At 57.0% G+C, this 22,017-nt stretch carries 20 protein-coding genes; 10 read left to right on the top strand and 10 right to left on the bottom strand.

Going from position 1 to position 22,017, the window contains the following annotated elements; all coding sequences use genetic code 11:
- Positions 1–11: 11 nt before the first annotated feature.
- From purB to M0G74_RS06100, 4 genes are all read right to left on the bottom strand, one after another.
- Positions 12–1,385 (bottom strand): adenylosuccinate lyase, encoded by a 1,374-nt coding sequence (gene purB / locus M0G74_RS06115; protein WP_248215634.1) that lies wholly within the window; start codon positions 1,383–1,385, stop codon positions 12–14.
- A 70-nt stretch (positions 1,386–1,455) separates the two neighbouring features.
- Positions 1,456–2,091, bottom strand: a complete 636-nt coding sequence (hflD, locus tag M0G74_RS06110; RefSeq protein ID WP_248215631.1) for a high frequency lysogenization protein HflD — start codon at positions 2,089–2,091, stop codon at positions 1,456–1,458.
- Positions 2,088–3,272 (bottom strand): tRNA 2-thiouridine(34) synthase MnmA, encoded by a 1,185-nt coding sequence (gene mnmA / locus M0G74_RS06105; RefSeq protein ID WP_348983694.1) that lies wholly within the window; start codon positions 3,270–3,272, stop codon positions 2,088–2,090. The genes hflD and mnmA overlap by 4 nt, the downstream gene beginning before the upstream one ends.
- Before the next feature lie 218 nt (positions 3,273–3,490).
- The gene (locus M0G74_RS06100) at positions 3,491–4,231 is read right to left on the bottom strand and encodes an rRNA large subunit pseudouridine synthase E (protein ID WP_248215630.1); all 741 of its coding nucleotides are present in this window, start codon (positions 4,229–4,231) and stop codon (positions 3,491–3,493) included.
- Positions 4,232–4,448: 217 nt separating this feature from the next.
- On the opposite strand from M0G74_RS06100, the gene icd reads away from it, so the two are divergent.
- On the top strand, positions 4,449–5,699 hold the full coding sequence (gene icd, locus M0G74_RS06095; protein WP_248215628.1) for an NADP-dependent isocitrate dehydrogenase: 1,251 nt from the start codon (positions 4,449–4,451) through the stop codon (positions 5,697–5,699).
- Positions 5,700–5,952: 253 nt separating this feature from the next.
- Here the strand turns inward: icd and cspD are convergent, their stop codons facing one another.
- Positions 5,953–6,237 carry a cold shock domain-containing protein CspD gene (cspD, locus tag M0G74_RS06090; RefSeq protein ID WP_160153652.1) on the bottom strand — a complete coding sequence of 95 codons (285 nt, stop codon included), beginning with the start codon at positions 6,235–6,237 and terminating at the stop codon, positions 5,953–5,955.
- A gap of 361 nt (positions 6,238–6,598) precedes the next feature.
- Here cspD and clpS point away from each other — a divergent pair, with 361 nt between their 5' ends.
- Positions 6,599–6,994 (top strand): ATP-dependent Clp protease adapter ClpS, encoded by a 396-nt coding sequence (gene clpS / locus M0G74_RS06085; RefSeq protein WP_160153653.1) that lies wholly within the window; start codon positions 6,599–6,601, stop codon positions 6,992–6,994.
- A gap of 135 nt (positions 6,995–7,129) precedes the next feature.
- Positions 7,130–9,415 carry an ATP-dependent Clp protease ATP-binding subunit ClpA gene (gene clpA, locus M0G74_RS06080; protein ID WP_248215626.1) on the top strand — a complete coding sequence of 762 codons (2,286 nt, stop codon included), beginning with the start codon at positions 7,130–7,132 and terminating at the stop codon, positions 9,413–9,415.
- A gap of 130 nt (positions 9,416–9,545) precedes the next feature.
- Here the strand turns inward: clpA and infA are convergent, their stop codons facing one another.
- The 4 genes from infA to trxB all read right to left on the bottom strand — a co-directional run bounded on the left by infA (position 9,546) and on the right by trxB (position 12,910).
- Positions 9,546–9,764, bottom strand: coding sequence for a translation initiation factor IF-1 (infA, locus tag M0G74_RS06075; RefSeq protein WP_010130378.1), 219 nt, complete (start codon positions 9,762–9,764; stop codon positions 9,546–9,548).
- A 311-nt stretch (positions 9,765–10,075) separates the two neighbouring features.
- Positions 10,076–10,795 carry an arginyltransferase gene (locus M0G74_RS06070; protein ID WP_248215624.1) on the bottom strand — a complete coding sequence of 240 codons (720 nt, stop codon included), beginning with the start codon at positions 10,793–10,795 and terminating at the stop codon, positions 10,076–10,078.
- Positions 10,796–11,017: 222 nt separating this feature from the next.
- On the bottom strand, positions 11,018–11,788 hold the full coding sequence (gene aat / locus M0G74_RS06065; RefSeq protein ID WP_248215623.1) for a leucyl/phenylalanyl-tRNA--protein transferase: 771 nt from the start codon (positions 11,786–11,788) through the stop codon (positions 11,018–11,020).
- Positions 11,789–11,968: 180 nt separating this feature from the next.
- Entirely contained in the window at positions 11,969–12,910 is a 942-nt protein-coding gene (gene trxB / locus M0G74_RS06060; protein ID WP_160153656.1) for a thioredoxin-disulfide reductase, read from the bottom strand.
- A 444-nt stretch (positions 12,911–13,354) separates the two neighbouring features.
- Between trxB and M0G74_RS06055 the strand changes: the two genes are divergently transcribed.
- The 7 genes from M0G74_RS06055 (at position 13,355) to M0G74_RS06025 (ending at position 21,245) form a co-directional block, all read left to right on the top strand.
- Positions 13,355–15,679, top strand: a complete 2,325-nt coding sequence (locus M0G74_RS06055; protein ID WP_248215622.1) for a DNA translocase FtsK — start codon at positions 13,355–13,357, stop codon at positions 15,677–15,679.
- 94 nt (positions 15,680–15,773) lie between these two features.
- Positions 15,774–16,391 (top strand): outer membrane lipoprotein chaperone LolA, encoded by a 618-nt coding sequence (lolA, locus tag M0G74_RS06050; RefSeq protein ID WP_160153658.1) that lies wholly within the window; start codon positions 15,774–15,776, stop codon positions 16,389–16,391.
- A complete protein-coding gene (locus M0G74_RS06045) occupies positions 16,384–17,724 on the top strand; it encodes a replication-associated recombination protein A (protein ID WP_248215619.1) in 1,341 nt (446 codons plus the stop codon). Before lolA ends, M0G74_RS06045 begins: the two co-directional genes overlap by 8 nt.
- A gap of 90 nt (positions 17,725–17,814) precedes the next feature.
- Positions 17,815–18,189: a fluoride efflux transporter CrcB gene (gene crcB / locus M0G74_RS06040; protein ID WP_160153660.1), complete on the top strand. Its 375-nt coding sequence runs from the start codon at positions 17,815–17,817 to the stop codon at positions 18,187–18,189.
- 18 nt (positions 18,190–18,207) lie between these two features.
- Positions 18,208–19,485, top strand: coding sequence for a serine--tRNA ligase (gene serS, locus M0G74_RS06035; RefSeq protein WP_160153661.1), 1,278 nt, complete (start codon positions 18,208–18,210; stop codon positions 19,483–19,485).
- 17 nt (positions 19,486–19,502) lie between these two features.
- Positions 19,503–20,882 (top strand): siroheme synthase CysG, encoded by a 1,380-nt coding sequence (gene cysG, locus M0G74_RS06030; RefSeq protein WP_160153662.1) that lies wholly within the window; start codon positions 19,503–19,505, stop codon positions 20,880–20,882.
- Positions 20,883–20,981: 99 nt separating this feature from the next.
- On the top strand, positions 20,982–21,245 hold the full coding sequence (locus M0G74_RS06025) for a hypothetical protein (protein WP_160153663.1): 264 nt from the start codon (positions 20,982–20,984) through the stop codon (positions 21,243–21,245).
- A gap of 102 nt (positions 21,246–21,347) precedes the next feature.
- Here M0G74_RS06025 and M0G74_RS06020 read toward each other — a convergent pair whose 3' ends face one another.
- Positions 21,348–21,953, bottom strand: a complete 606-nt coding sequence (locus M0G74_RS06020; RefSeq protein WP_248215617.1) for an NAD(P)H-dependent oxidoreductase — start codon at positions 21,951–21,953, stop codon at positions 21,348–21,350.
- Positions 21,954–22,017: the final 64 nt, after the last annotated feature.

Genomic DNA, 22,017 nt, shown 5'->3' with positions numbered 1-22,017 from the left:
TTGAGCGAGGCTCAGATATTGTTTGCCTGGTCGATGGCGTTACCGATGTAGCTGGCCGGCGTCATTTCACGCAGGGACTGCTTGGCGGCTTCCGGCATATCGAGGCCATCGATAAAGGTGGCGAGCGTATCCTTGTTGATACCCTGGCCGCGGGTCAGTGCTTTCAGCTTCTCGTAGGGCTCTTCGATGTTGTAGCGGCGCATGACCGTCTGAATCGGCTCAGCCAGCACTTCCCAGGCGTTGTTAAGGTCTTCCTCGAGACGCGCGCGGTTGATTTCCAGTTTGCCGAGACCTTTCATGGTGGCGGCATAGGCAATCACCGAGTAACCAGCGCCAACGCCCATGTTGCGCAGTACGGTGGAGTCGGTCAGGTCGCGCTGCCAGCGGGAAACCGGCAGCTTTGCCGCCAGGTGCTGGAAGACTGCGTTGGCAATACCCAGGTTACCTTCGGAGTTTTCGAAATCGATGGGGTTGACCTTGTGCGGCATGGTAGAAGAGCCGACTTCACCGGCAACCACTTTCTGCTTGAAATAGCCCAGGGAGATATAGCCCCAGATGTCGCGGTCGAAGTCGATCAGAATGGTGTTGAAGCGCGCAATGGCATCGAACAGCTCGGCGATATAGTCGTGGGGTTCGATCTGGGTAGTGTAGGGGTTCCAGGTCAGTCCCAGTGAAGTGACGAAAGCTTCCGCATTTGCCTGCCAGTCGACATCCGGGTAAGCGGACAGGTGGGCGTTGTAGTTACCCACGGCGCCGTTGATTTTACCCAGCAGTTCCACTTCGTGAATCTGTTGTACCTGACGGCGCAGGCGCGCTACCACGTTGGCCAACTCTTTACCGACGGTAGTCGGGCTAGCGGTCTGACCATGGGTGCGTGACAGCATGGGAACGTCGGCAAAGCTTTTCGCCAGGGTGGCGATTTCATTGACGATCTGGTTCATGGCCGGCAGCAGGACCTGGTCGCGACCTGCGCGCAGCATCAGCGCGTGGGACAGGTTGTTGATGTCCTCGGAAGTGCAGGCAAAGTGGATGAACTCACTCACCGCATTCAGCTGCTCGTCGCCTTTTACTTTTTCCTTAAGGAAATACTCCACCGCCTTCACATCGTGGTTGGTGGTGCGCTCGATTTCCTTGATGCGCTCGGCGTCTTCCAGGGAAAACTCCGCAACAATCTGGTCGAGAATCTGGCTGCTATTGCCGGTGAACGGTTGGACTTCCGCAATCTTTTCGTGACGGGCCAGTTGTTGCAGCCAGCGCACTTCCACTTCCACGCGGGCGCGGATCAGGCCGTATTCACTGAAAATGTCGCGCAACGGGGCGGTTTTGCTTTCGTAGCGTCCATCGATGGGGGAAACCGCGGTAAGGGCGGACAACTCGACAGTCATGGTGTCTCTCCGGTATTGAGCTCTGCCGCTGGTGAAGGAATCCCACAATTGCGGCGGAAAATTGAAAAAATCAGTGTTCCAGTGATTCGTATTTCGCGATCAAGGCGTCCATCGCGGATATCAGTTTCTTGCGTTGAAACAGCAAATGCAGGCGGCGGCCACCCAGCTGCCGCCACAACATGGCGGCGCGCACTCCTGCGAATAGCATGGTGCGAATCTGGTTGGCGATGCGCTGTTGCTGCAGGAAATTGAAATCTCCCAGCACCTGGATGCGGAAGCGGAAGGTACTCAGGGTGTCGCTGTAAATACTTGCGAGATTGGCGTAAACGTTTTCGTGGCCAATGCCGAAGTGGTCCGTTTGCGTCTGTGCCTTTTCCAGCCTGCTGCCGATGATGGACAGCAGGTCCGGTTTCTTCGTCAGCTGACGCTGCAAATAGAGAATGGACAGTACATAGCGCAGGCAGTCGGTGTACTCGGGGTGGGTACGACTAGCCAGTAATTGGCGGGCTGCGCGCAATCCGGGTAAGACTTTTTCGACCCCACCAAACACATCTTCCGTGGTTTCCGGGTTTTGTTGGAAAAGGCTGTAGACCTCGGTTTCCAGTTGCTCCGCCGGCGCGGTACCTGTTTTCGCCAGGCGCTCAACGAGAATTGCCGCCTGGAAAACGCCCGCCAGTGCCAGTGCCTGTTCTCGCCAGCTACTCAAGGGTTGCTCCCTGCTGCCAATTTTTTTCCCTGTGCGTCGAGACCGGCTTCGCCTATCCCGGTTGCCTGATCTATGACCGCGCCACCCAGGCAAACATCCCCCTGATAAATCACGACCGATTGTCCGGGGGTTACGGCCCGCTGGGGCTGGTCGAATGCAATGGTCAGCTGACCATGCTCGCCCACGGTAATCTGACAATCCTGGTCTTCCTGGCGATAGCGGGTCTTCGCCGCAGCCCGGAAAGACTGTGCCGGCGGAGTGCCATTGATCCAGTGCGCCTGGGTAGCGGTGAGCCCCGTGGAGTAGAGCAGGGGGTGGTGCTTGCCCTGGGCAACCAGCAGCACATTGCGCTCCAGGTCTTTACCAACCACATACCAAGGCTGGTCGCCAGCGCCTTTGACGCCGCCGATACCCAACCCCTGGCGTTGGCCAATGGTGTGGTACATAAGACCGCTGTGCTGCCCCATCACTTCGCCTTCCGGCGTCTGCATTTCACCGGGCTGTGCGGGGAGGTATTGCTCCAGGAAGTCCTTGAAGCGCCGCTCACCAATAAAGCAGATACCGGTGCTGTCTTTTTTAGTGGAGGTAATGAAGCCATTTTCTTCGGCTATGCGCCGAACCTCGGGCTTCTCCAGCTCGCCCAGTGGGAACAGCGAGCGGGCAAATTCCGCTTCACCCACCGCGTGCAGGAAGTAGCTCTGGTCTTTGTTGCCGTCGAGTCCTTTCAGCAGGTAGGTGCGGCCGTCTTCATCCCGGCGGCGGGCATAGTGACCGGTGGCAATGGCGTCAGCGCCAAGCATTTCCGCGTACTGCAGAAACACTTTGAATTTGATTTCCCGGTTACACAGGATATCCGGGTTGGGTGTACGGCCCGCCTTGTACTCTGCGAGAAAGTACTCGAATACGTTGTCCCAGTACTCCGCAGCGAAGTTGGCCGTGTGCAATTTGATACCCAGGCGGGCGCACACGGACTCCGCATCGGCCAGGTCCTGCCGTGCGGTGCAATATTCAGTGCCGTCATCCTCATCCCAGTTCTTCATGAACAGGCCTTCCACCTGATACCCCTGTTGCATCAGGAGTAGGGCGGCCACGGAGGAGTCTACGCCACCCGACATGCCTACGATGACACACTTGACGTCGTCCGGGGCGTGAATGCTGGAGTCGCTAGAGGTTTGCTGCACAGGCAAGTCCGAATCTGACATGAATACCGGGGGTTACAGTGAGGCGCCAGTGCGGTATTTCAACCGCAGTGGGGCAAAATTGGGGGCGCATTTTACCTGTGAATCCCCTTTGTGACCAATGGGGGGTTAAACGGGCCCTATTTTCAATGCGAGGGCTTTGGCGCCAATACTCTTTTAACAGCCTAGTCGCTGCGTGTGACATCGGCGGTTTTGCGGACCTAGCGTGGCCGGCGTCGCGCCGGGGTGCGCCGTTTCCCGGGTGTCTTTCCATTGGCTCCATTGGCGGTTCTGCCGCTGGGATTTCTGGCGCTGGAGCTTTCGCCAGTTCTGGAGTGGGGCTTTTTTGCACTCCCACCACGGGGTTTCCCGCGACTAGCGGGTCTCTTCGCGGGTCTCTCTATAGAGGTTGCCCGGGGGGACTCTACCTCCAGGGTGCGCGTTTCTCCAGGGCCCAGCTCGCCCAGGTCCCAATCACCAATTTTGCGGCGAACCAGTCGCAATGTAGGGAAGCCGACAGCCGCCGTCATCCTGCGAACCTGGCGGTTGCGGCCCTCGCGGATGGTCAGTTCGATCCACGAAGTGGGAATCGATTTCCGTTCACGGATCGGCGGCTGGCGGGGCCACAAATCCGGCTCGGCGATGCGGCGGGCCTCGGCGGGTGCGGTCACGCCATCTTTAAGGGAAACCCCTTTCTGCAGCTGCCACAAGGCTTCCGCCGTTACCTCGCCTTCGACCTGGGCCCAGTACACCTTCGGCAACTTGTTGCGGGGGTGCGCAATCTGGTGTTGCAGCTGGCCATCGTCGGTCAGTAACAGCAGGCCTTCTGAATCAAAGTCCAGTCGGCCGGCCGCATAAACCCCGGGGACCTTTATATAGTCCGCCAGTGTAGGGCGGCCTTCGGAGTCGGTAAATTGGCAGAGTACCCCATAGGGCTTATTGAACAGGATCAGGTGGCTCATGGTGCTGTTTGAAATGACGACTACTGCCTTAGTTGTAATGAAACTACAAAAATGGGCGGATGCTGATATAATCCCGCCGATTTTTAGCCAGCCCTGCGACTGCAACGGCGCAAGCAATGGGCGGCAACCATGACCGGCGGTGGATATTCGGCGCATTATGCCGGTTTTCCGCCCACAAAGCCGGACGTTTAGTCAAAGAGTTACGGGAGTCAACTTAATGGGTCATATCCAAGTGCCGGCCAACGGCCAAAAAGTCACAGTCAATGCAGACGGTTCTCTGAACGTACCAAACAGCCCGATCATTCCGTTCATCGAAGGTGACGGTATCGGTGTGGATATCACCCCGGTAATGCGCAAAGTGATCGACGCTGCGGTCAGCAAGGCGTACAGCGGCGAGAAGGCCATCGAGTGGATGGAAATCTACTGTGGCGAAAAAGCGGCTGAAACCTACAGCGGCGACTGGTTCCCGGCTGAAACCCTGGAAGCCATCAAAGAATACGTTGTCAGCATCAAAGGCCCTCTGACCACTCCAGTAGGCGGCGGCTTCCGCTCCCTGAACGTTGCCCTGCGCCAGGAGCTGGATCTGTACGTATGTCAGCGCCCAGTGCGCTGGTTCAGCGGTGTACCTTCTCCGGTTAAAGAGCCGAACAAGGTAGACATGGTGATCTTCCGTGAAAACTCCGAAGACATCTACGCCGGTATCGAGTGGAAAGCCGGTACTGACGAAGCCAACAAGGTTGTTAAGTTCCTGCAGGAAGAAATGGGTGTTAAGAAGATCCGCTTCCCGCAGAACGTAGGTATCGGTGTTAAGCCGGTTTCTGAAGAGGGCACCAAGCGCCTGGTGCGTAAAGCCCTGCAGTACACCATCGATCAGGACCGCGACTCCCTGACCCTGGTGCACAAAGGCAACATCATGAAGTTCACCGAAGGTGCCTTCGCCGACTGGGGCTACGAAATTGCCCGCGAAGAGTTCGGCGCTCAGCTGATCGACGGCGGCCCCTGGTGCAGCTTCAAAAACCCGAACACCGGCAAGGAAATCGTGGTTAAGGATGTGATCGCCGACGCCATGCTGCAGCAGATCCTGCTGCGTCCGGCCGAATACGACGTAATCGCCACTCTGAACCTGAACGGCGACTACCTGTCTGACGCCCTGGCTGCCCAGGTAGGCGGTATTGGTATCGCACCGGGTGCCAACCTGTCTGACGAAGTGGCTCTGTTCGAAGCTACCCACGGTACTGCACCGAAGTACGCTGGCCAGGATAAAGTGAACCCGGGTTCCCTGATCCTGTCCGCAGAAATGATGCTGCGTCACCTGGGCTGGAACGAAGCCGCTGAGCTGGTTGTTAAAGGTGTGGAAGGTGCGATCGAAGCCAAGACCGTTACCTATGACTTCGAGCGTCTGATGGATGGTGCAGAACTGAAGTCCTGCTCCGAGTTCGGTGAGGAAGTTATCAAGCACATGGCTTGATCCTCAGCGAATGAAAAAAACCCGCACCGAAAGGTGCGGGGTTTTTTTTGTCTTTTTTAAGCGCTGGACGAGAGCCTGAGGTTCCAGTTGCCGGATCGGCAAGGTCCCGTGGCTGGCACGTGTGTGCCACTGGCGGTGCGCAGGAAAGTATGTGATCTGTCGCCGGGTTGTGGCGTCATCACCTTGGGGTTATAGCTGGCATTGGCTACCGGGAGCCGAGCGCCCGGTAAGCGCAATGCGAGGTTGCGAGCCGTTAGCCGAGGGCGTCTTCGGTTTCTTTTTCTCGCATGGACTGAGCCTGCGGCGCAGGACTGGAGGCCCGTGGGGCTTCCGTCGTCGGCAGACTGATGTTGGCAGCGTGGTAGCCTTTATCACCCTGAATAATATCGAACTGAACCTGTTGGCCGGCTTTCAGGGTGCGATACCCTTCCATTTGAATTGCCGAATAATGTGCGAACAGATCCTCTCCACCCTCATCAGCCAGAATAAATCCATATCCCTTGGCATTATTGAACCACTTAACGGTACCGGTAGGCATGGCGAAATCCCTCTAAATTGCCGGGGCGACTGCTGGCCGCCAAAAATTGTATTAATTATTGTTATCGCGCTTCATGCGCTTGTTGCTATGCACAAAATCATTTGTACAACGTTTTGCGAGTGCCTTAAACCGCGTTGGCGCGGTTAATACCTCTTGTAGCCAAGACCCCAGCCCTTGTCAAGTGAATCAGCCTGGGCGGACTGTGCCCGGAGGGGTTTGCGGTTACAATGGCCGTTCGCAATTTTCACCGCAGAAGCTGAACCCGACCAAAATGGGCGCACGAGTCGAGACTCAGGCTTGCTACCAATAATGGGGGCGCCAGCACTGTGAACTGATTCCGCAATTCTGATTGACTGGCACTATGGGAAAATCACAAATCATTAAACTACACTCGAACGAAGGCGAGGGTGGTGACGATCACTACTTTCACGGTGCGGAGGGTGGCACCGCACTGGCCGAGGCCAAGCCTCGACTCAAGCGACCGCCAATGTACAAAGTGGTCATGCTCAATGACGACTACACGCCCATGGAGTTTGTGGTTGAGGCGCTGGAGCTTTTCTTTTATGTGAATCGTGAGCGCGCCACGCAACTGATGTTACAGGTGCACACTAAGGGAAAAGCCATCTGTGGTGTCTATACTCGAGATATAGCGGAAACAAAGGCCGCACAGGTAAATCAGTTCGCAAGAGATCACGAGCATCCGCTGTTGTGTGAGATCGAGGCGGACGAACAGGATGAACACGGCGAAGAGGGGTAAAGCAACTGTTCCAGCGCCTGCAGTATCAGCTCCAGGTGCGATTTTCCGGCCGGTTATCCGGCGCCGCAACTCAGGAATACCGGGCGTTTGCCAAAAAAGCCCGGATGACATTGGCCAGTAAGGTTTGAGGTTTAGATGCTCAGCAAGGATTTAGAGGTAACGCTCAATCTAGCGTTCAAAGGTGCACGGGCGAAACGCCACGAGTTCATGACCGTAGAGCACCTGCTGCTGGCGCTGCTGGACAACGAATCAGCGGCTGATGTCCTACATGCCTGTGGTGCAGACCTGAGTGCATTGCGCCGGGAGTTGCTCGAGTTTGTGGACTCAACCACACCACTTATTCCCGAAAATGACACCGAGCGGGAAACCCAGCCCACCCTCGGCTTTCAGCGCGTGTTGCAGCGGGCAGTTTTTCACGTCCAGTCCTCCGGTAAAAAAGAGGTGACCGGTGCGAATGTACTGGTCGCAATATTCTGTGAACAGGAAAGCCAGGCGGTTTATTACCTCAAGCAGCAGAGTGTTGCCCGTATTGATGTCGTGAATTACATCACCCACGGCATCTCTCGTGTCAGCTCTGGCGGCAACAACACCCACAACAACCCCGATCCCTCTCCCGAGCAGGTGGACGAAGATCTCGGCGCAGCTTCCGAGTCCGGTGGCTCTGATCCGCTGGAAAGCTATTCCACAAACCTTAACCAGGAAGCCATTCTCGGTCGTATCGATCCCTTGGTGGGTCGCGCGCCAGAAGTAGAGCGCGTTACCCAGATTCTGGCTCGCCGGCGCAAAAACAATCCGCTGCTGGTGGGCGAGTCCGGCGTTGGTAAAACGGCCATCGCCGAAGGCCTGGCGCGACGCATTGTGGACGGCGAAGTGCCCGAGCCGCTGAAAGAAAGCACAATTTACTCCCTTGATCTCGGCTCACTGCTTGCCGGTACCAAATACCGCGGTGACTTTGAAAAACGGTTCAAGGCGCTGCTGGCGGAGCTCAAGAAGCGTGAACATGCGGTGCTGTTCATTGATGAAATCCACACCATTATCGGTGCCGGTGCTGCCTCCGGTGGTGTCATGGATGCATCCAACCTGCTGAAGCCGCTGCTTTCTAGCGGTCAGCTCCGCTGCATAGGTTCCACCACCTTTAACGAATATCGCGGCATTTTTGAGAAAGATCGTGCCTTATCACGCCGATTCCAGAAAATTGACGTGCATGAGCCCTCCGTGGAGGAGACAGTTCAGATTCTGCAGGGACTCAAGACCTGCTTTGAAGACCACCACAAGGTGCGTTTTACCGACTCTGCACTGGAAGCGGCCGCGCAGCTGGCCAATCGCCATATCACCGAACGGTTCCTGCCAGACAAAGCCATTGATGTAATTGATGAGGCCGGTGCCTACCAGGCGCTACAACCGCCAGAGCAGCGTAAAGACACCATTTCTGTCACCGAGATTGAAAATGTGGTGGCAAAAATGGCACGGATTCCGGCCAAGAGCGTTTCCGCTTCCGATAAGGCGGCCCTGGCCAAGCTTGATGACAATCTCAAAATGGTGGTGTTCGGACAGGATCAGGCCATTGAGGCACTCAGCACCTCCATCAAGCTCTCCCGTGCTGGCCTTGGCGCGGAAGAAAAGCCCATAGGATCCTTCCTGTTCGCGGGCCCCACCGGTGTCGGCAAGACCGAGCTCTGTCGCCAACTGGCTCAGGTGATGGGTATAGAGCTGATTCGTTTTGACATGTCTGAGTACATGGAGCGCCACACGGTTTCACGCCTGATTGGTGCACCTCCCGGCTATGTCGGCTTTGACCAGGGAGGCCTGCTTACGGACGCTGTGACCAAGCATCCCCACAGTGTCGTGCTGCTTGATGAAATTGAAAAAGCGCACCCGGAAGTCTTCAACCTGTTACTGCAGGTCATGGACCACGGCACACTGACGGATAACAACGGCCGCAAGGCGGATTTCCGCAACGTTATCGTGATCATGACGACCAACGCCGGTGCCGAAGTAATGAGCCGCCGCTCCATTGGCTTCGCCAATCAGGATCACAGCAGTGATGGAATGGAGGAGATCAAGAAAATGTTCACTCCGGAATTCCGTAACCGGCTCGACAGCATCATCCAGTTCGGTGCACTGGATCTTGAGGTGGTCAAAACGGTGGTGGACAAATTTGTTGTGGAGCTGCAGGCGCAGCTGGACGAATCCAGGGTCACCCTCGAAGTCGATAGCGAAGCGCGGGAATGGCTCGCTGTGAATGGTTACGATGAGAAGATGGGCGCGCGCCCGATGGCTCGCCTGATTCGCGAGAAGCTGCGCAAACCGCTGGCGGAAGCCGTACTCTTTGGTGAGTTGTCGGAGGAGGGTGGTAAAGTGGAAGTCACCGTTGAAGACGACCAGCTGAAAATCAGGACGGCGGTACCGGCTCTTCACTAAACCTGCGATGACTAAAGGCTAAAGAGCCACTAGCCGCAACGAAAAAAGCCACCGTATGGTGGCTTTTTTATGTGCCGCGCCTGCGGAGCAGGGCGCTGAGCACAATGGCCGACCGAGGCCGGCTGGCAATTTAGCGGGCGCGGTAAGTAATTCGGCCCTTGCTCAGGTCATAGGGTGTCAATTCAACCTTAACCTTATCGCCCGTTAAGATGCGGATGTAGTTTTTGCGCATCTTGCCGGAAATGTGTGCGATTACCACATGTCCATTTTCGAGTTTCACGCGGAATGTGGTATTTGGCAGGGTGTCGATGACCTCGCCTTCCATTTCAATGTAATCGTCTTTTGCCATGCGGCGCAGCAACCTTTGAGTAATTTGTACTAGCTTTTCCGCCTTAAAATTCGGCCCATTCAAGTGAACGATTTCAGTTCAAGGGGGACCCAGCGGTACGACGGGCGTGCATTTTGCACGAAAAGTGATGACAGGCCAAGCGAAACCACGCCTTACCGTGAGACTTGTGTTCAGGACACCTGTATGACCGTCGGCCGGTATTAAATACAAGAACCTAACCGGATTAGGCGACCGGCTGGTTTCCCCTGAGGATACTGCCGGACTGGAGCTCCGGCACCTTGTTACTGACCGGTACCTTGTTGCTGGAAAGTTTAGTCGGATTTCAGGGACCAGCGGTTGTTCTGAAGGATTTCCAAAGGCTGGAACTGGCTCTTGTAGGCCATCTTTTGGCACTGGGCTATCCAGTAGCCCAGGTAAAGGCTGGGGAGCCCAAGGCGGCGAGCCCATTCAATTTGATACAGCACGGAATAGCTGCCGAGACTGCGCTTGATTTCGTCAGGATCGTAAAAGGTGTAAATCGCAGAAACGCCGGTACTCAGCACATCGGTAACGGCCGTGGCAATCAGGCGCCCCCGCGCACGAAACTCCAGATAGCGCGTGCTACCCCAGGCGTTGTTCAGAAAACTGCGGAACTGGTCGCGACTGGGCGGGTACATTTCCCCATCGCCATGGCGTTGCTCTATATAGCGCGCGTACAGCCCGTAATGTTCATCGGTATCGATGTCTTTCAGGTGAAATACATCCAGGTCGCGGTTCCGGCGCCAGCAGCGTCGCTGGTTGCGATTCGGAATGAATAAGTCCACCGGCACCCTGGCGGGAATGCACGCCTGGCAGTGTGTGCACTGCGGGCGATACAGGTAATTGCCGCTGCGCCGAAAGCCCATTTCTGACAAACGGCTATAGAGGCGCTGGTCAACGGGGGTTTGTGGATCCACGAAAACGGTCGTGGCTTCCTGGTCATCCAGGTAGCCGCAAGGGTGGGGCAGGGTGGCCAGTAGTCGCACCGAATCCAGCTGGGAGAACTGGCTCATGACTTGGTGAACCTGATGTGAAATTTGCCGGTATGCGGCTCTACACCCCGATCGCGGATGGAAGCAGGGTAGGCCGGTCGGCGGGTCGTTCTATTCACGATATCAATGGCTCCACGCATTTCTCAGGTCAACTGCTCTCGGAGGATCAAACCAGAGGGTAATTTGCGGTCACAAAAAATACAAATGGACGCCTCAGATACTGTGCGCGACTTTACGAGAAGTTCACATCGATTCGAATAGCTCCGGCGATGGACTGCTGGGCCAGAGGTGAGGAAACTCGGGTTCCTGTGTGCCTTCCGTGTCAGCTGAGTTAGCTGAATCACCGAGGCCGGTACGCAGTAGCGATTCAAAGTCAGCCCGCGACATTTCCTCGGCACCAAGACTGGCCAGGTGTGGGTTGCTCACCTGGCAGTCGATCAGCTGACCACCCCAGTGTGCCACCTGCCGTACCAGATAGGCGAATGCCACTTTTGACGCATCGGTTGCGCGGTGAAACATGGATTCACCGAAGAACACTTTGCCGATGGCAAGCCCGTAAAGTCCGCCCACCAGCTCCCCATTGGACCAGGTTTCGACCGAGTGCGCGTACCCCAGCTGGTGCATATCAAGATATGCCTCACGCATATCGTCGGTAATCCAGGTGCCGGACTCGCTTGCCCGGGGCGCGGCGCAGCCGTCGAGTACTGCCTCAAATGCTTGATCAAAGGTTACCTGGTAGCGCGCCTGCCGAATCACCTTGCGCAGGCTGCGGCTGAATACAAGAGATTGTGGTCGAACCACGCAGCGAGGGGAGGGAGACCACCAGAGAATTGGCTGGTCGTCCGAAAACCAGGGGAAAATTCCTTTCCTATAGGCCGCCAGGAGCCATTCTGGCGTGAGGTCGCCGCCAACAGCGAGTAAGCCGTTTGGATCATCCAGGGCCTTGCTGGTTTCCGGAAATGCAATATTGTCCGGGTCGAGCAGGGTAAGGATCTCATCGGTGCTACTGGTCAAAACTGCGCCTCAATGTCGTTGTTCGAGACTGGTGGTTCGAAATTGATTGCTCAAAGTTGATTACTGGAGAGCGGGGCAGAATAACAGATAGGCAGAGGCCGGGTGGCTCACCAAAAAAACAGGCGGCACAAGGCCGCCTGCTTTCGTCACGCAATGCTCACGCGAGCATTGGCGGTCTTCTTACTGGGCGTCGAGGAAGCGCTCAGCATCCAGAGCGGCCATACAGCCGGTGCCGGCAGACGTTACTGCCTGACGGTAAATGTGGTCGGAGACATCACCCGCGGCAAATACACCCGGGATGGAAGTCTGGGTGGCGTTGCCGTGCAAGCCGCTTTCCACAACGATATAGCCACCGTTCATTTCCAGCTGACCTTCAAAGATGTCGGTATTGGGCTTGTGGCCGATGGCAATAAATACACCGGAAACCTCAACTTCTTTAGTAGAGCCGTCCTGTACATTCTTCAGGCGCACACCGGTAACCCCGTTATCGTCACCCAGCACCTCATCGAGGGTGTGGTGCCAGCAGAGATTGATGTTGCCGTTTTCGGCTTTTTCCAGCAGGCGATCCTGCAGGATTTTTTCCGCGCGCAGGCTGTCGCGGCGGTGTACCAGGGTCACTTCGCTAGCGATGTTTGACAGATACAGCGCTTCTTCCACGGCGGTATTACCACCACCGACCACAACGACTTTCTGGTCGCGGTAGAAGAATCCGTCGCAGGTCGCGCAGGCACTGACGCCACGTCCCTGGAAGGCTTCTTCAGAGGGCAGGCCAAGGTACTGCGCGGAAGCGCCGGTGCAGATGATCAGGGCATCGCAGGTGTAGGTCTCGTTCCCTTTCAGGGTGAAGGGGCGCTGCTTGAGGTCTACTTCGTGGATGTGGTCGAAGATGATGTTGGTGTCGAAACGCTCAGCGTGCTGCTGCATCTGAACCATCAGGTCCGGGCCCTGAAGGTCGTGTACGCCACCCGGCCAGTTTTCGACTTCGGTGGTGGTGGTCAGCTGGCCGCCTTGCTGCATTCCGGTAATCACTACCGGATTCAGGTTGGCGCGAGCCGCGTAAATGGCAGCGGTGTAGCCGGCAGGGCCGGAGCCGAGAATGATCAGACGGTGATGGTTGCTCATGACTGGACTCACAATACTTCGAATTTTAAGGCGTCAATGGATGAAACGGTGTCTAAGGCAGCCTAAGAAATGCAGCGGCATAGACTGCCAGTGTCAAAATTGCGGGCAATGATAGGGGAAAGCCTCTAATGCTTCCAAATAGTTTGGGCTTATTTATCTGATTGCACCCTTTTATAGGCTCATCAAATGACTGGGAGGGTTCGCCGCCATATATGCGGCAAGGTCAAGGGTGTTCAGGCCCACGTGAGATTCTTCTACAGACTTCTACAAATTGCGTGAATTAGTGCCTGTAAGTATTTGTTTTAAATAATAAAATCTAAAGTTAAAGTGTTTTCTAAGCTGTGCTCGCGGTAGCAATTGCCCCAAGGCTGTAGTACACAGAAGCTTTGGCGCTGTGAGCGCCCATATAATCCTGATAAATCCCGTGATGATCGAGGTAAGCCATTGAAGGCTGAAAGTGATAGTGAATCCGCAGGTAGCATCCCGGATTCCCTGATTGCGCGAATTTTGCGCGAAGGTGCCCTTATCGCACTGCTGGCTGGCGCGTTGCTGGCGGGTATAAGCCTGCTCAGCTATAGCCCCCAGGACCCCGGCTGGTCGCACACCGGGCACGGTAGTGGCATCAACAATGCGATTGGCCCCACTGGCGCCTGGGTTGCCGACGTGTTTCTGTCGCTGCTGGGCTGGATGGCGTACCTGTTCCCGATTCTGATTGGTTGGCGAGCCTTCCGCATATTGCGGGATAAAAACGCCCGCTTTCACGGTCCCTTATTCGCGCTGCGCGTTGGCGGCCTGATTGTGCTGCTGCTGTCGGGCGCCGCTCTGGCTACCTTGTGTTTTAGCGAATCCCACCAACCGTTGCCATTTTCCAATGGCGGCATCATCGGCGCATCGATATCCAATTTTATGGAGACCGGGCTCGGCTACGTGGGCGCCACGATTCTGTTGCTCGCGATGTTTGCCATTGGGGTTACCGTCTTCACCGGCATGTCCTGGCTCAAGTTGTTTGAGGATATTGGCCGCAGCGTGCTGTTTGTATTCGGCTGGCTGGCCAGCCGAATGGCGCATGCGCGGCAAGAGCGGGAAGAGAAACGGGTGGCACGGGAGGCCATCGTGGTTCGCAAGGCGGCGGTAGAAGAGGAAAAGCAGCGCACCGCCAAACGGATACCGCCAAAAATCGAACCGGCCGCGCCGCCGGTCAAGCAGAGCCCGCGAGCCAGCAAAGAGAAGCAGGGCGAGCTGTTCAAGGGGCCGGTAACCGGCACACTGCCGCCGCTGTCACTACTGGATTCACCGGATACCAACAAGAAAGCTGGTTTCTCCCGCGAAGCGCTGGAGGCCCTGTCACGCCTGCTGGAATTGAAACTCAAGGACTTCGGGGTAGTGGCGGAAGTGGTCTCGGTTCTGCCGGGGCCGGTAGTGACCCGCTTTGAGATACAGCCCGCTCCCGGGGTAAAAGTCAGCCGTATCACCAATCTCGCCAAAGACCTGGCCCGCTCCCTGGCGGTCATCAGTGTGCGGGTGGTGGAGGTGATTCCTGGCAAATCGGTGGTGGGTATTGAGATACCCAATGAAAATCGCCAGATGGTGCGCCTCTCCGAGGTTTTGGGTGCAGAGGTGTATGAAAAGGCCGGCTCAGCGCTGACCCTGGCGCTGGGCCACGATATCGCCGGGCAGCCGGTGGTGGCGGATCTCGCGAAGATGCCGCACCTGCTGGTGGCCGGTACTACGGGTTCCGGTAAGTCCGTGGGCATCAATGTGATGTTGCTCAGCCTGCTGTACAAATCCACCCCGGACGAAGTGCGGCTGATTCTGGTGGACCCGAAAATGCTGGAGCTCTCGGTTTACGAGGGAATCCCGCACCTCCTGACGCCGGTCATCACTGACATGAACGACGCGGCCAATGGCCTGCGCTGGTGTGTTGGCGAGATGGAACGACGCTACAAACTGATGGCCGCCATGGGTGTGCGCAACCTGGCCGGCTTCAACCGCAAGATTAAGGATGCGATTGCGGCTGGTGAACCGCTGGTAGACCCGATTTGGCAGCCAGACCCCATGTCCAGCGTTCCGGAGGCTGAACAGACCGCACCGCACCTCAAGCCGTTACCGGCGGTAGTTGTGGTTATCGACGAATTTGCCGACATGATGATGATCGTTGGCAAGAAGGTTGAGCAGCTGATCGCCCGTATCGCGCAAAAGGCGCGGGCGGCGGGGATTCACCTGCTACTGGCGACCCAGCGGCCCTCTGTGGATGTGATTACCGGCCTGATCAAAGCGAACGTACCAACCCGCATGGCCTTCCAGGTTTCTTCCAAAGTCGATTCTCGCACCATTTTGGATCAGGGGGGCGCAGAACAGCTGCTCGGGCACGGCGATATGCTATACCTGCCGCCGGGTACGGCGGTCCCCATAAGGGTGCACGGTGCCTTTGTGGATGACCATGAGGTGCACCAGGTTGTGGCAGACTGGTGTCGCCGCGGCGAGCCAGAGTACATTGACGGCATTGTCGACGATGCCAATAACAGTATTCCGGTACCGGGAATGGCGACTGAGGGCGGGGAAGACGACCCGGAAGCGGATGCCCTCTACGACGAGGCTGTGGCATTTGTGACCAAATCGCGCAAAGCCTCCATTTCCTCCGTGCAGCGCCAGCTGCGCATCGGCTACAATCGCGCCGCCCGCATGATCGAGGCCATGGAAGCCGCCGGCGTGGTATCGCCACAGCAGGCCAATGGCAACCGCGAAGTCCTGGCGCCGCCGCCGGCGTAAAACTTTTCGTCGCAATTGCACCCGGTTCAGGCCGGGTTCACTTGCCGCCGACTAGGCTTTAAGGACATTCCCGAACAGTTTACGGAAGGCCACTATGAAACGAATTCTGAGCACAATCTGTGTTGCCCTGAGTATCGGCTTCGGTGCAAACGGGGCCTCGGCAGACGCCAGTGATGAACTCAGTCGACTGCTGCAGCCACTGGGCTCCATCTCCGGTAATTTCCGCCAGACACTCAAGGACCAGAAGGGAAAAACCCTGCAGAAAAGCAGCGGGAATTTTTCCGTCGAGCGCCCGGGGAAGTTGCGCTGGCAGACCGGTGAGCCCTTCCCGCAGCTACTGGTAACCGACAACAAGAAGCTTTGGCTGTACGATCCGGATCTGGAGCAGGTCACCATTCGTCCGGTCGACAATCGCATGAAGGAAACTCCAGCACTGCTGCTGGGCGGTAAAGTCGAAGATATCCGCGGCTCTTTCAGCGTGGAAAACAAGAAGGGTGCTTACTACCTGACCCCGAAAAGAGCGTCAGCGCCGTTCAAGTCCATGGTGATTCGCTTTGACGGCAAGGGCCTGCCTTCTGCCATGACCGTACGCGATGGCATGGGTCAGACCACCGATATCCAGTTCAATGGCCTGAAGGCCAACCCGAAACTGTCCAATTCCATTTTCCGCTTCAAGCCACCGAAGGGCACCGACATCATCCGCGATGAATGACCTTTTCCAGTCGCCTCCCCTGCACCAACCACTGGCCGCGCGTATGCGGCCGCAAACTCTGGCCCACTATGTGGGCCAGACGCATTTATTGGGGCAGGGTAAACCCCTGCGCGAGGCGGTAGAGCGGGGCCAGCTGCATTCCATGGTGCTCTGGGGGCCGCCCGGAGTGGGGAAAACCACCTTTGCGCGGCTATTGGCCGAAGAGTGTGATGTCCGCTTTGCCACGCTCTCCGCGGTGCTCGCGGGCGTCAAGGAAATTCGCCAGGCAGTCGCCGAAGCGGAGCAGCACAGCGCCCAGTTCGGGCGCGGCACCATCCTGTTCGTGGATGAGGTTCACCGCTTTAACAAGGCGCAACAGGATGCCTTCCTGCCTTATGTGGAAGAGGGCACGGTTACCTTTGTCGGTGCCACCACCGAAAATCCGTCCTTTGAATTGAACAACGCGCTCTTGTCCCGCTGCCGGGTCTACCTGTTACGCAGCCTCAGTCAGGAAGAGCTGACTGGCTTGCTGAATCGGGCGCTGCAGGAGGACGAGGAGTTACGCGCGCGCAATATCCAGATGACCCCGGCGGTGCTCGACAAAATTACCCTGAGTGCTGACGGCGATGCCCGCAGTGCCCTGAATCTGTTGGAAATCGCCTGTGACCTGTCGCGGGAAGAGGGTGGCCAGCAGGTCATTGATGAGGCGGTGCTGGCGGAGGTGCTGACCGCGGATGTGCGCCGCTTCGACAAGGGCGGAGACTACTTTTACGACCAGATTTCCGCACTGCACAAGTCCGTGCGCGGCTCCGACCCGGATGCCGCGCTCTACTGGTTTGCGCGCATGATTGATGGCGGCTGCGACCCGCTTTATGTGGCGCGCCGCGTGGTGCGCATGGCCAGTGAAGACATTGGCAATGCCGACCCCAGAGCCCTGGAAATCGCCCTCAACGCCTGGGATGTCCAGGAGCGGCTGGGCAGCCCGGAAGGGGAGCTGGCGATTGCGCAGGCGGTGGCTTACCTCGCTGTCGCGGCGAAAAGTAACGCGGTTTACAGTGCCTACAAGCGCGTACTGGCGGATATCCGCCGGGAGCCCAGCTACGAGGTTCCCATTCACCTGCGCAATGCCCCAACCAAACTGGCAAAAGAGATGGCGCACGGCGCCGAGTACCGCTATGCCCACGACGAGCCAGACGGCTTCGCCGCTGGAGAGTGTTACCTGCCCGAGGCGATTGCCGGGCGACGCTATTACCACCCGGTCAATCGCGGCCTGGAAAGCAAAATCGAGGAGAAGCTTAAGCGTCTGCAGGCGCTCAACCTTCAAAGCCCGATACAGCGCTATCCGCAAAAATAACCGGATTCCGACCTGGCAGTTCTCTGGAGTGTCGAAAAAACGCTATGATCGCCATTTTTCGGCGATTAAAAAATCGATAGGGAGCTCCTGATGCAGTGGATTGCGATTGCCCTGGGTGGTGCCGTAGGCGCGATTCTGCGGCATCTGATCGGTTTGTGGAGCTTCCCGGTTTTTGAGGGCCGGATTCCCCTCGGCACCTTTATCGTCAACGTTACCGGCTCACTGTTGATCGGTATTGCTTACGTAATGATCGTTGAGCGCGGCATGCTCGGGCACGAGTGGCGGCTACTGATCATGACCGGCCTGTTCGGGGCGCTCACCACCTTTTCGACCTTCTCGCTGGAAACTGTGCTGTTGTGGCACAATGGCCAGCCTTTAATAGCGCTGGCCTATGTCGTGGCCAGCTTTCTGGTGTGTCTGGCTGCGACCGCAGCGGCCATCACACTGGGACTGAAATATCTGTAACGCGGTAATCAAAACACCATGCTCGATCCAAAACTGATTCGTAACCAACTCGACGACGTTGCAGCGGCGCTGACCAAGCGCGGTGTGCAGCTGGACACAGCCAAACTGGAGCAGCTCGAAGAGCAGCGCAAGGAACTGCAGACCCGCACTGAGTCCCTGCAGAATGAGCGCAACAGCAAGTCCAAGAATATCGGCCGGGCCAAAGCCGCCGGTGAAGACATTGCACCGTTGCTGAAAGAGGTCGAATCCCTGGGTGGACAGCTGTCAGAAGCCAAGCAGGCCCTGTCTGAGTTGCAGCAACAGCTGGATGATATTCTGCTGGCCATCCCCAACATCCCGGATGCGTCGGTGCCAGAAGGCAAAGACGAAGACGACAACGTCGAAGTGCGTACCTGGGGTTCACCGCGCAAATTCGACTTTGAAGTGCGCGACCACGTGGATCTGGGTGCGGCCCTGAATGGTCTGGATTTTGAAGTGGCCACCAAGCTGACCGGTTCCCGCTTCGCGGTAATGAGCGGAGAAGTGGCCCGCCTGCATCGCGCATTGGCACAGTTCATGCTTGATCTTCACGTAGAAGAGCACGGCTATAAAGAAGCCAATGTGCCGGTGATAGTAAATAGCGATTCCCTGTTCGGTACCTCACAGCTGCCCAAGTTTGCCGAGGACCTGTTCAAGCTGGAGGATGAGCGTGGTTTCTACCTCATCCCCACCGCAGAAGTACCGTTGACCAATTTGTACCGCGACGAAATCGTCGAGGACGCCAGTTCTCTGCCGCACAAATTTGCCAGCCATACCAACTGCTTTCGCTCTGAAGCCGGCTCCCACGGGCGCGACACCCGCGGCATGATTCGGCAGCACCAGTTCGAAAAAGTGGAACTGGTGTGGTTTGCCCGCCCGGATCAATCCAGTGACGCGCTCGAACAGCTCACCAGTCATGCAGAAAATGTTCTGCAGAAACTGAACCTGCCATACCGCACCGTGGTGCTGTGTGGTGGCGATATGGGTTTCGGGGCAACCAAAACCTATGACCTGGAAGTGTGGATTCCGTCTCAGGATAAATACCGGGAAATTTCTTCCTGCTCTCTGATGGGCGACTTCCAGGCCCGGCGTATGAAGGCTCGCTGGCGCAACCCCGAAACGGGCAAGCCGGAACTGCTGCACACCCTGAATGGGTCCGGGCTGGCAGTGGGCCGTACGCTGATCGCGGTACTGGAAAACTATCAACAGGCCGATGGTAGTGTCGAGGTGCCGGAAGTACTGCGTCCTTATATGCGGGGCGCGACCAAGATCGGCTAGCAGTATGGAATAGAACCTTGCGTTACCTGCCTCTCGCTTTTGATTTGAAAAATCGCCCCTGCCTGATTGTCGGGGGCGGCTCCATCGCCACGCGCAAAGCGCGCTTGCTCAATAAAGCGGAGGCCCGCCTGCTGGTCGTGGCTCCGGATATCACCGATGAACTGCGCCAGCTGGTTCTCGCCAGTGGTGGCGAGTACATCGTCGGCACTTACCGCAGCGAGCTGCTGGAAAATGTCGAGATGGTGGTTGCCGCCACCGCCGACAGCGCCGTCAATGCGCAGGTATCTGCCGATGCCCGCGCCCGGCGCCTGCCGGTAAACGTGGTGGATTCACCGGCGCACTGTACCTTTACCTTTCCCTCCATTGTTGAGCGCGGCCCGGTGGCCATTGGTATTTCCAGTGGCGGCTCTGCACCGGTTCTGACACGCATGTTGCGCGCGCAGATCGAGACGTTGCTGTCGCCCGGCCTCGGACTGATCGCCGAGCTGGCTGGACGTATGCGCGACAAGGTGAAAGCAGCTTTGCCGGAAGCCCAGCGCAAAGACTTCTGGCACTGGGTGTTCAACGGTCCCATTGTCGGCCAGGTTGAGCGAGGGCATAAAGCCGAAGCCGAAGCGTCGCTGCTGCAAGAACTTCAGCGTTGGGAGCAAAAACCTGCCGCCAGTGGTGAGGTGTATCTGGTAGGGGGCGGCCCCGGCGACCCGGATCTGCTCACTTTCCGAGCCTTGCGCCTGATGCAACAAGCGGACGTCGTGTTGTACGACCGGCTTGTATCGAGCGAGGTGCTGGAACTGGTGCGCCGGGATGCCGAGCGCATTTACGTGGGCAAGATGAAGCAGTTCCACTCTGTTCCCCAGGACGACATCAATCAGTTGCTGGTGGACCTGGCGAAAGAAGGTAAGAAGGTTCTGCGGCTGAAGGGTGGGGATCCCTTTGTCTTCGGGCGCGGCGGTGAAGAAATCGACAAACTTGCGGAAGCTGGGATTCCTTTCCAGGTGGTACCTGGCATTACCGCAGCCATTGGCTGTTCCGCTTACTCCGGGATTCCGCTGACACACCGGGACCACGCACAATCCGTGCGCTTTATCACTGGGCACCTCAAGCAGGGTGACCTGGTATTGCCCTGGGACGAATTGATTACCAAAAACCAGACGCTGGTGTTCTACATGGGACTTACCGGCCTGCCCACCATCTCCGAAAAACTGGTGGCCAATGGTATGGACCCCGACACACCGGCAGCACTGGTGGAGAAGGGCACTACCCGCGACCAGCGGGTGATTGTAGGCACTATCGCGACCCTGCCAGAACTGGCCGAAACCCACAAAGTGGAAGCGCCAGCGCTCACGATTATTGGCGGTGTCGTTACCTTGCGCGAAAGCCTGGGCTGGTATCAGTAGGGCATCTTCGCACCGTTAAATTCCCACTTCTGATACCCAGAACCAACCACTCGTAAACCTCTATCTATACTGAAGGAGATGTTTGCGAGTGGTGGATATATGTTCTGGATGTTGCTCCGCTTCTATTGCACCCTTCTGGTGCGTAGCTTTGCGCCCCGCGAAAATGAAATTGCGCTGCCTGATGAAGGTGACAGCCACCTGCGCCGCTATTCCCGCCGTTACCGTATTAAACGGGGCTGGGTGAAGAATCTCTGGATTGGCGCATCGCTGCTGATGATCTGCTTTCCTCTGCTGCCCTTTATTGTCGGGCTGGGATTGCTTACCTCATTTCTGTCTTTTGCGATTCTTGACGAAACGGCCTGAGATTTCGTCGCCAATATTCTTCCGGGGTCAGTGACCGACCACAGAAAAAGGGTGACCGAGGTCACCCAAAGCTTACAGGTATGAAACTTTTAACGGCTCAGGTCACGCCAGTTGCGAGAGTCGTTCCCGCGCCGCACTCAGTGCACCATTTCTCGACTCATCACCCATCGCCAAACCTTCGGCGTAGATAAATTCCACTTCGTTTATGCCGATAAATCCAAGGAACTGGCGGATGAAATTCGTTTGCGCATGGTCCTCGCCATACAGCCCCCCACGGGTGATCACCACGTAGGCACGTTTGCCGGTCAGTAAACCCTGCGGACCGTTCTCGGTGTATTGGAAGGTCACCCCGGCGCGCGCGATATGGTCAAAGTAGGCGTGAAGGCTCGACGGCACACTGAAGTTGTACATCGGAATGCCGAATACCAGCGTGTCCGCCTCTCTGATTTCTTCAATCAGGGTGTTGGAAAAGTCGACCACGTCCTGCTGTTCCGGCGTGCGCTCGGCAGGGTCACTATTGAGGGCCTGAAAGCGCTCCAGATCCAGATGCGGCACCGGACTGGCGGCCAGATTGCGGGAAACAATCTCACCGCCGGGATTCGCGGTGAGCCACTGGTCGGCAAATTGATTGGCCAGCTGGGTGGATTGCCCATCGTTCTGAAACAGGCTGGTCTGAATTTTGAGAAGTTTTCTGGTGTGTTTGGTCATTTGTGTGCCTCCAATGGGCTGCTGATAACCCGATGACTTCATTGAAGCATTGATGGATTAGATA

It is taken from the genome of Microbulbifer sp. CAU 1566, assembly GCF_023156515.1.
In the GTDB taxonomy this organism is placed as follows: domain Bacteria; phylum Pseudomonadota; class Gammaproteobacteria; order Pseudomonadales; family Cellvibrionaceae; genus Microbulbifer.
The sequence above is the reverse complement of the archived record's forward strand: the minus strand, read 5'-3'. Positions and strand labels throughout refer to the sequence as shown.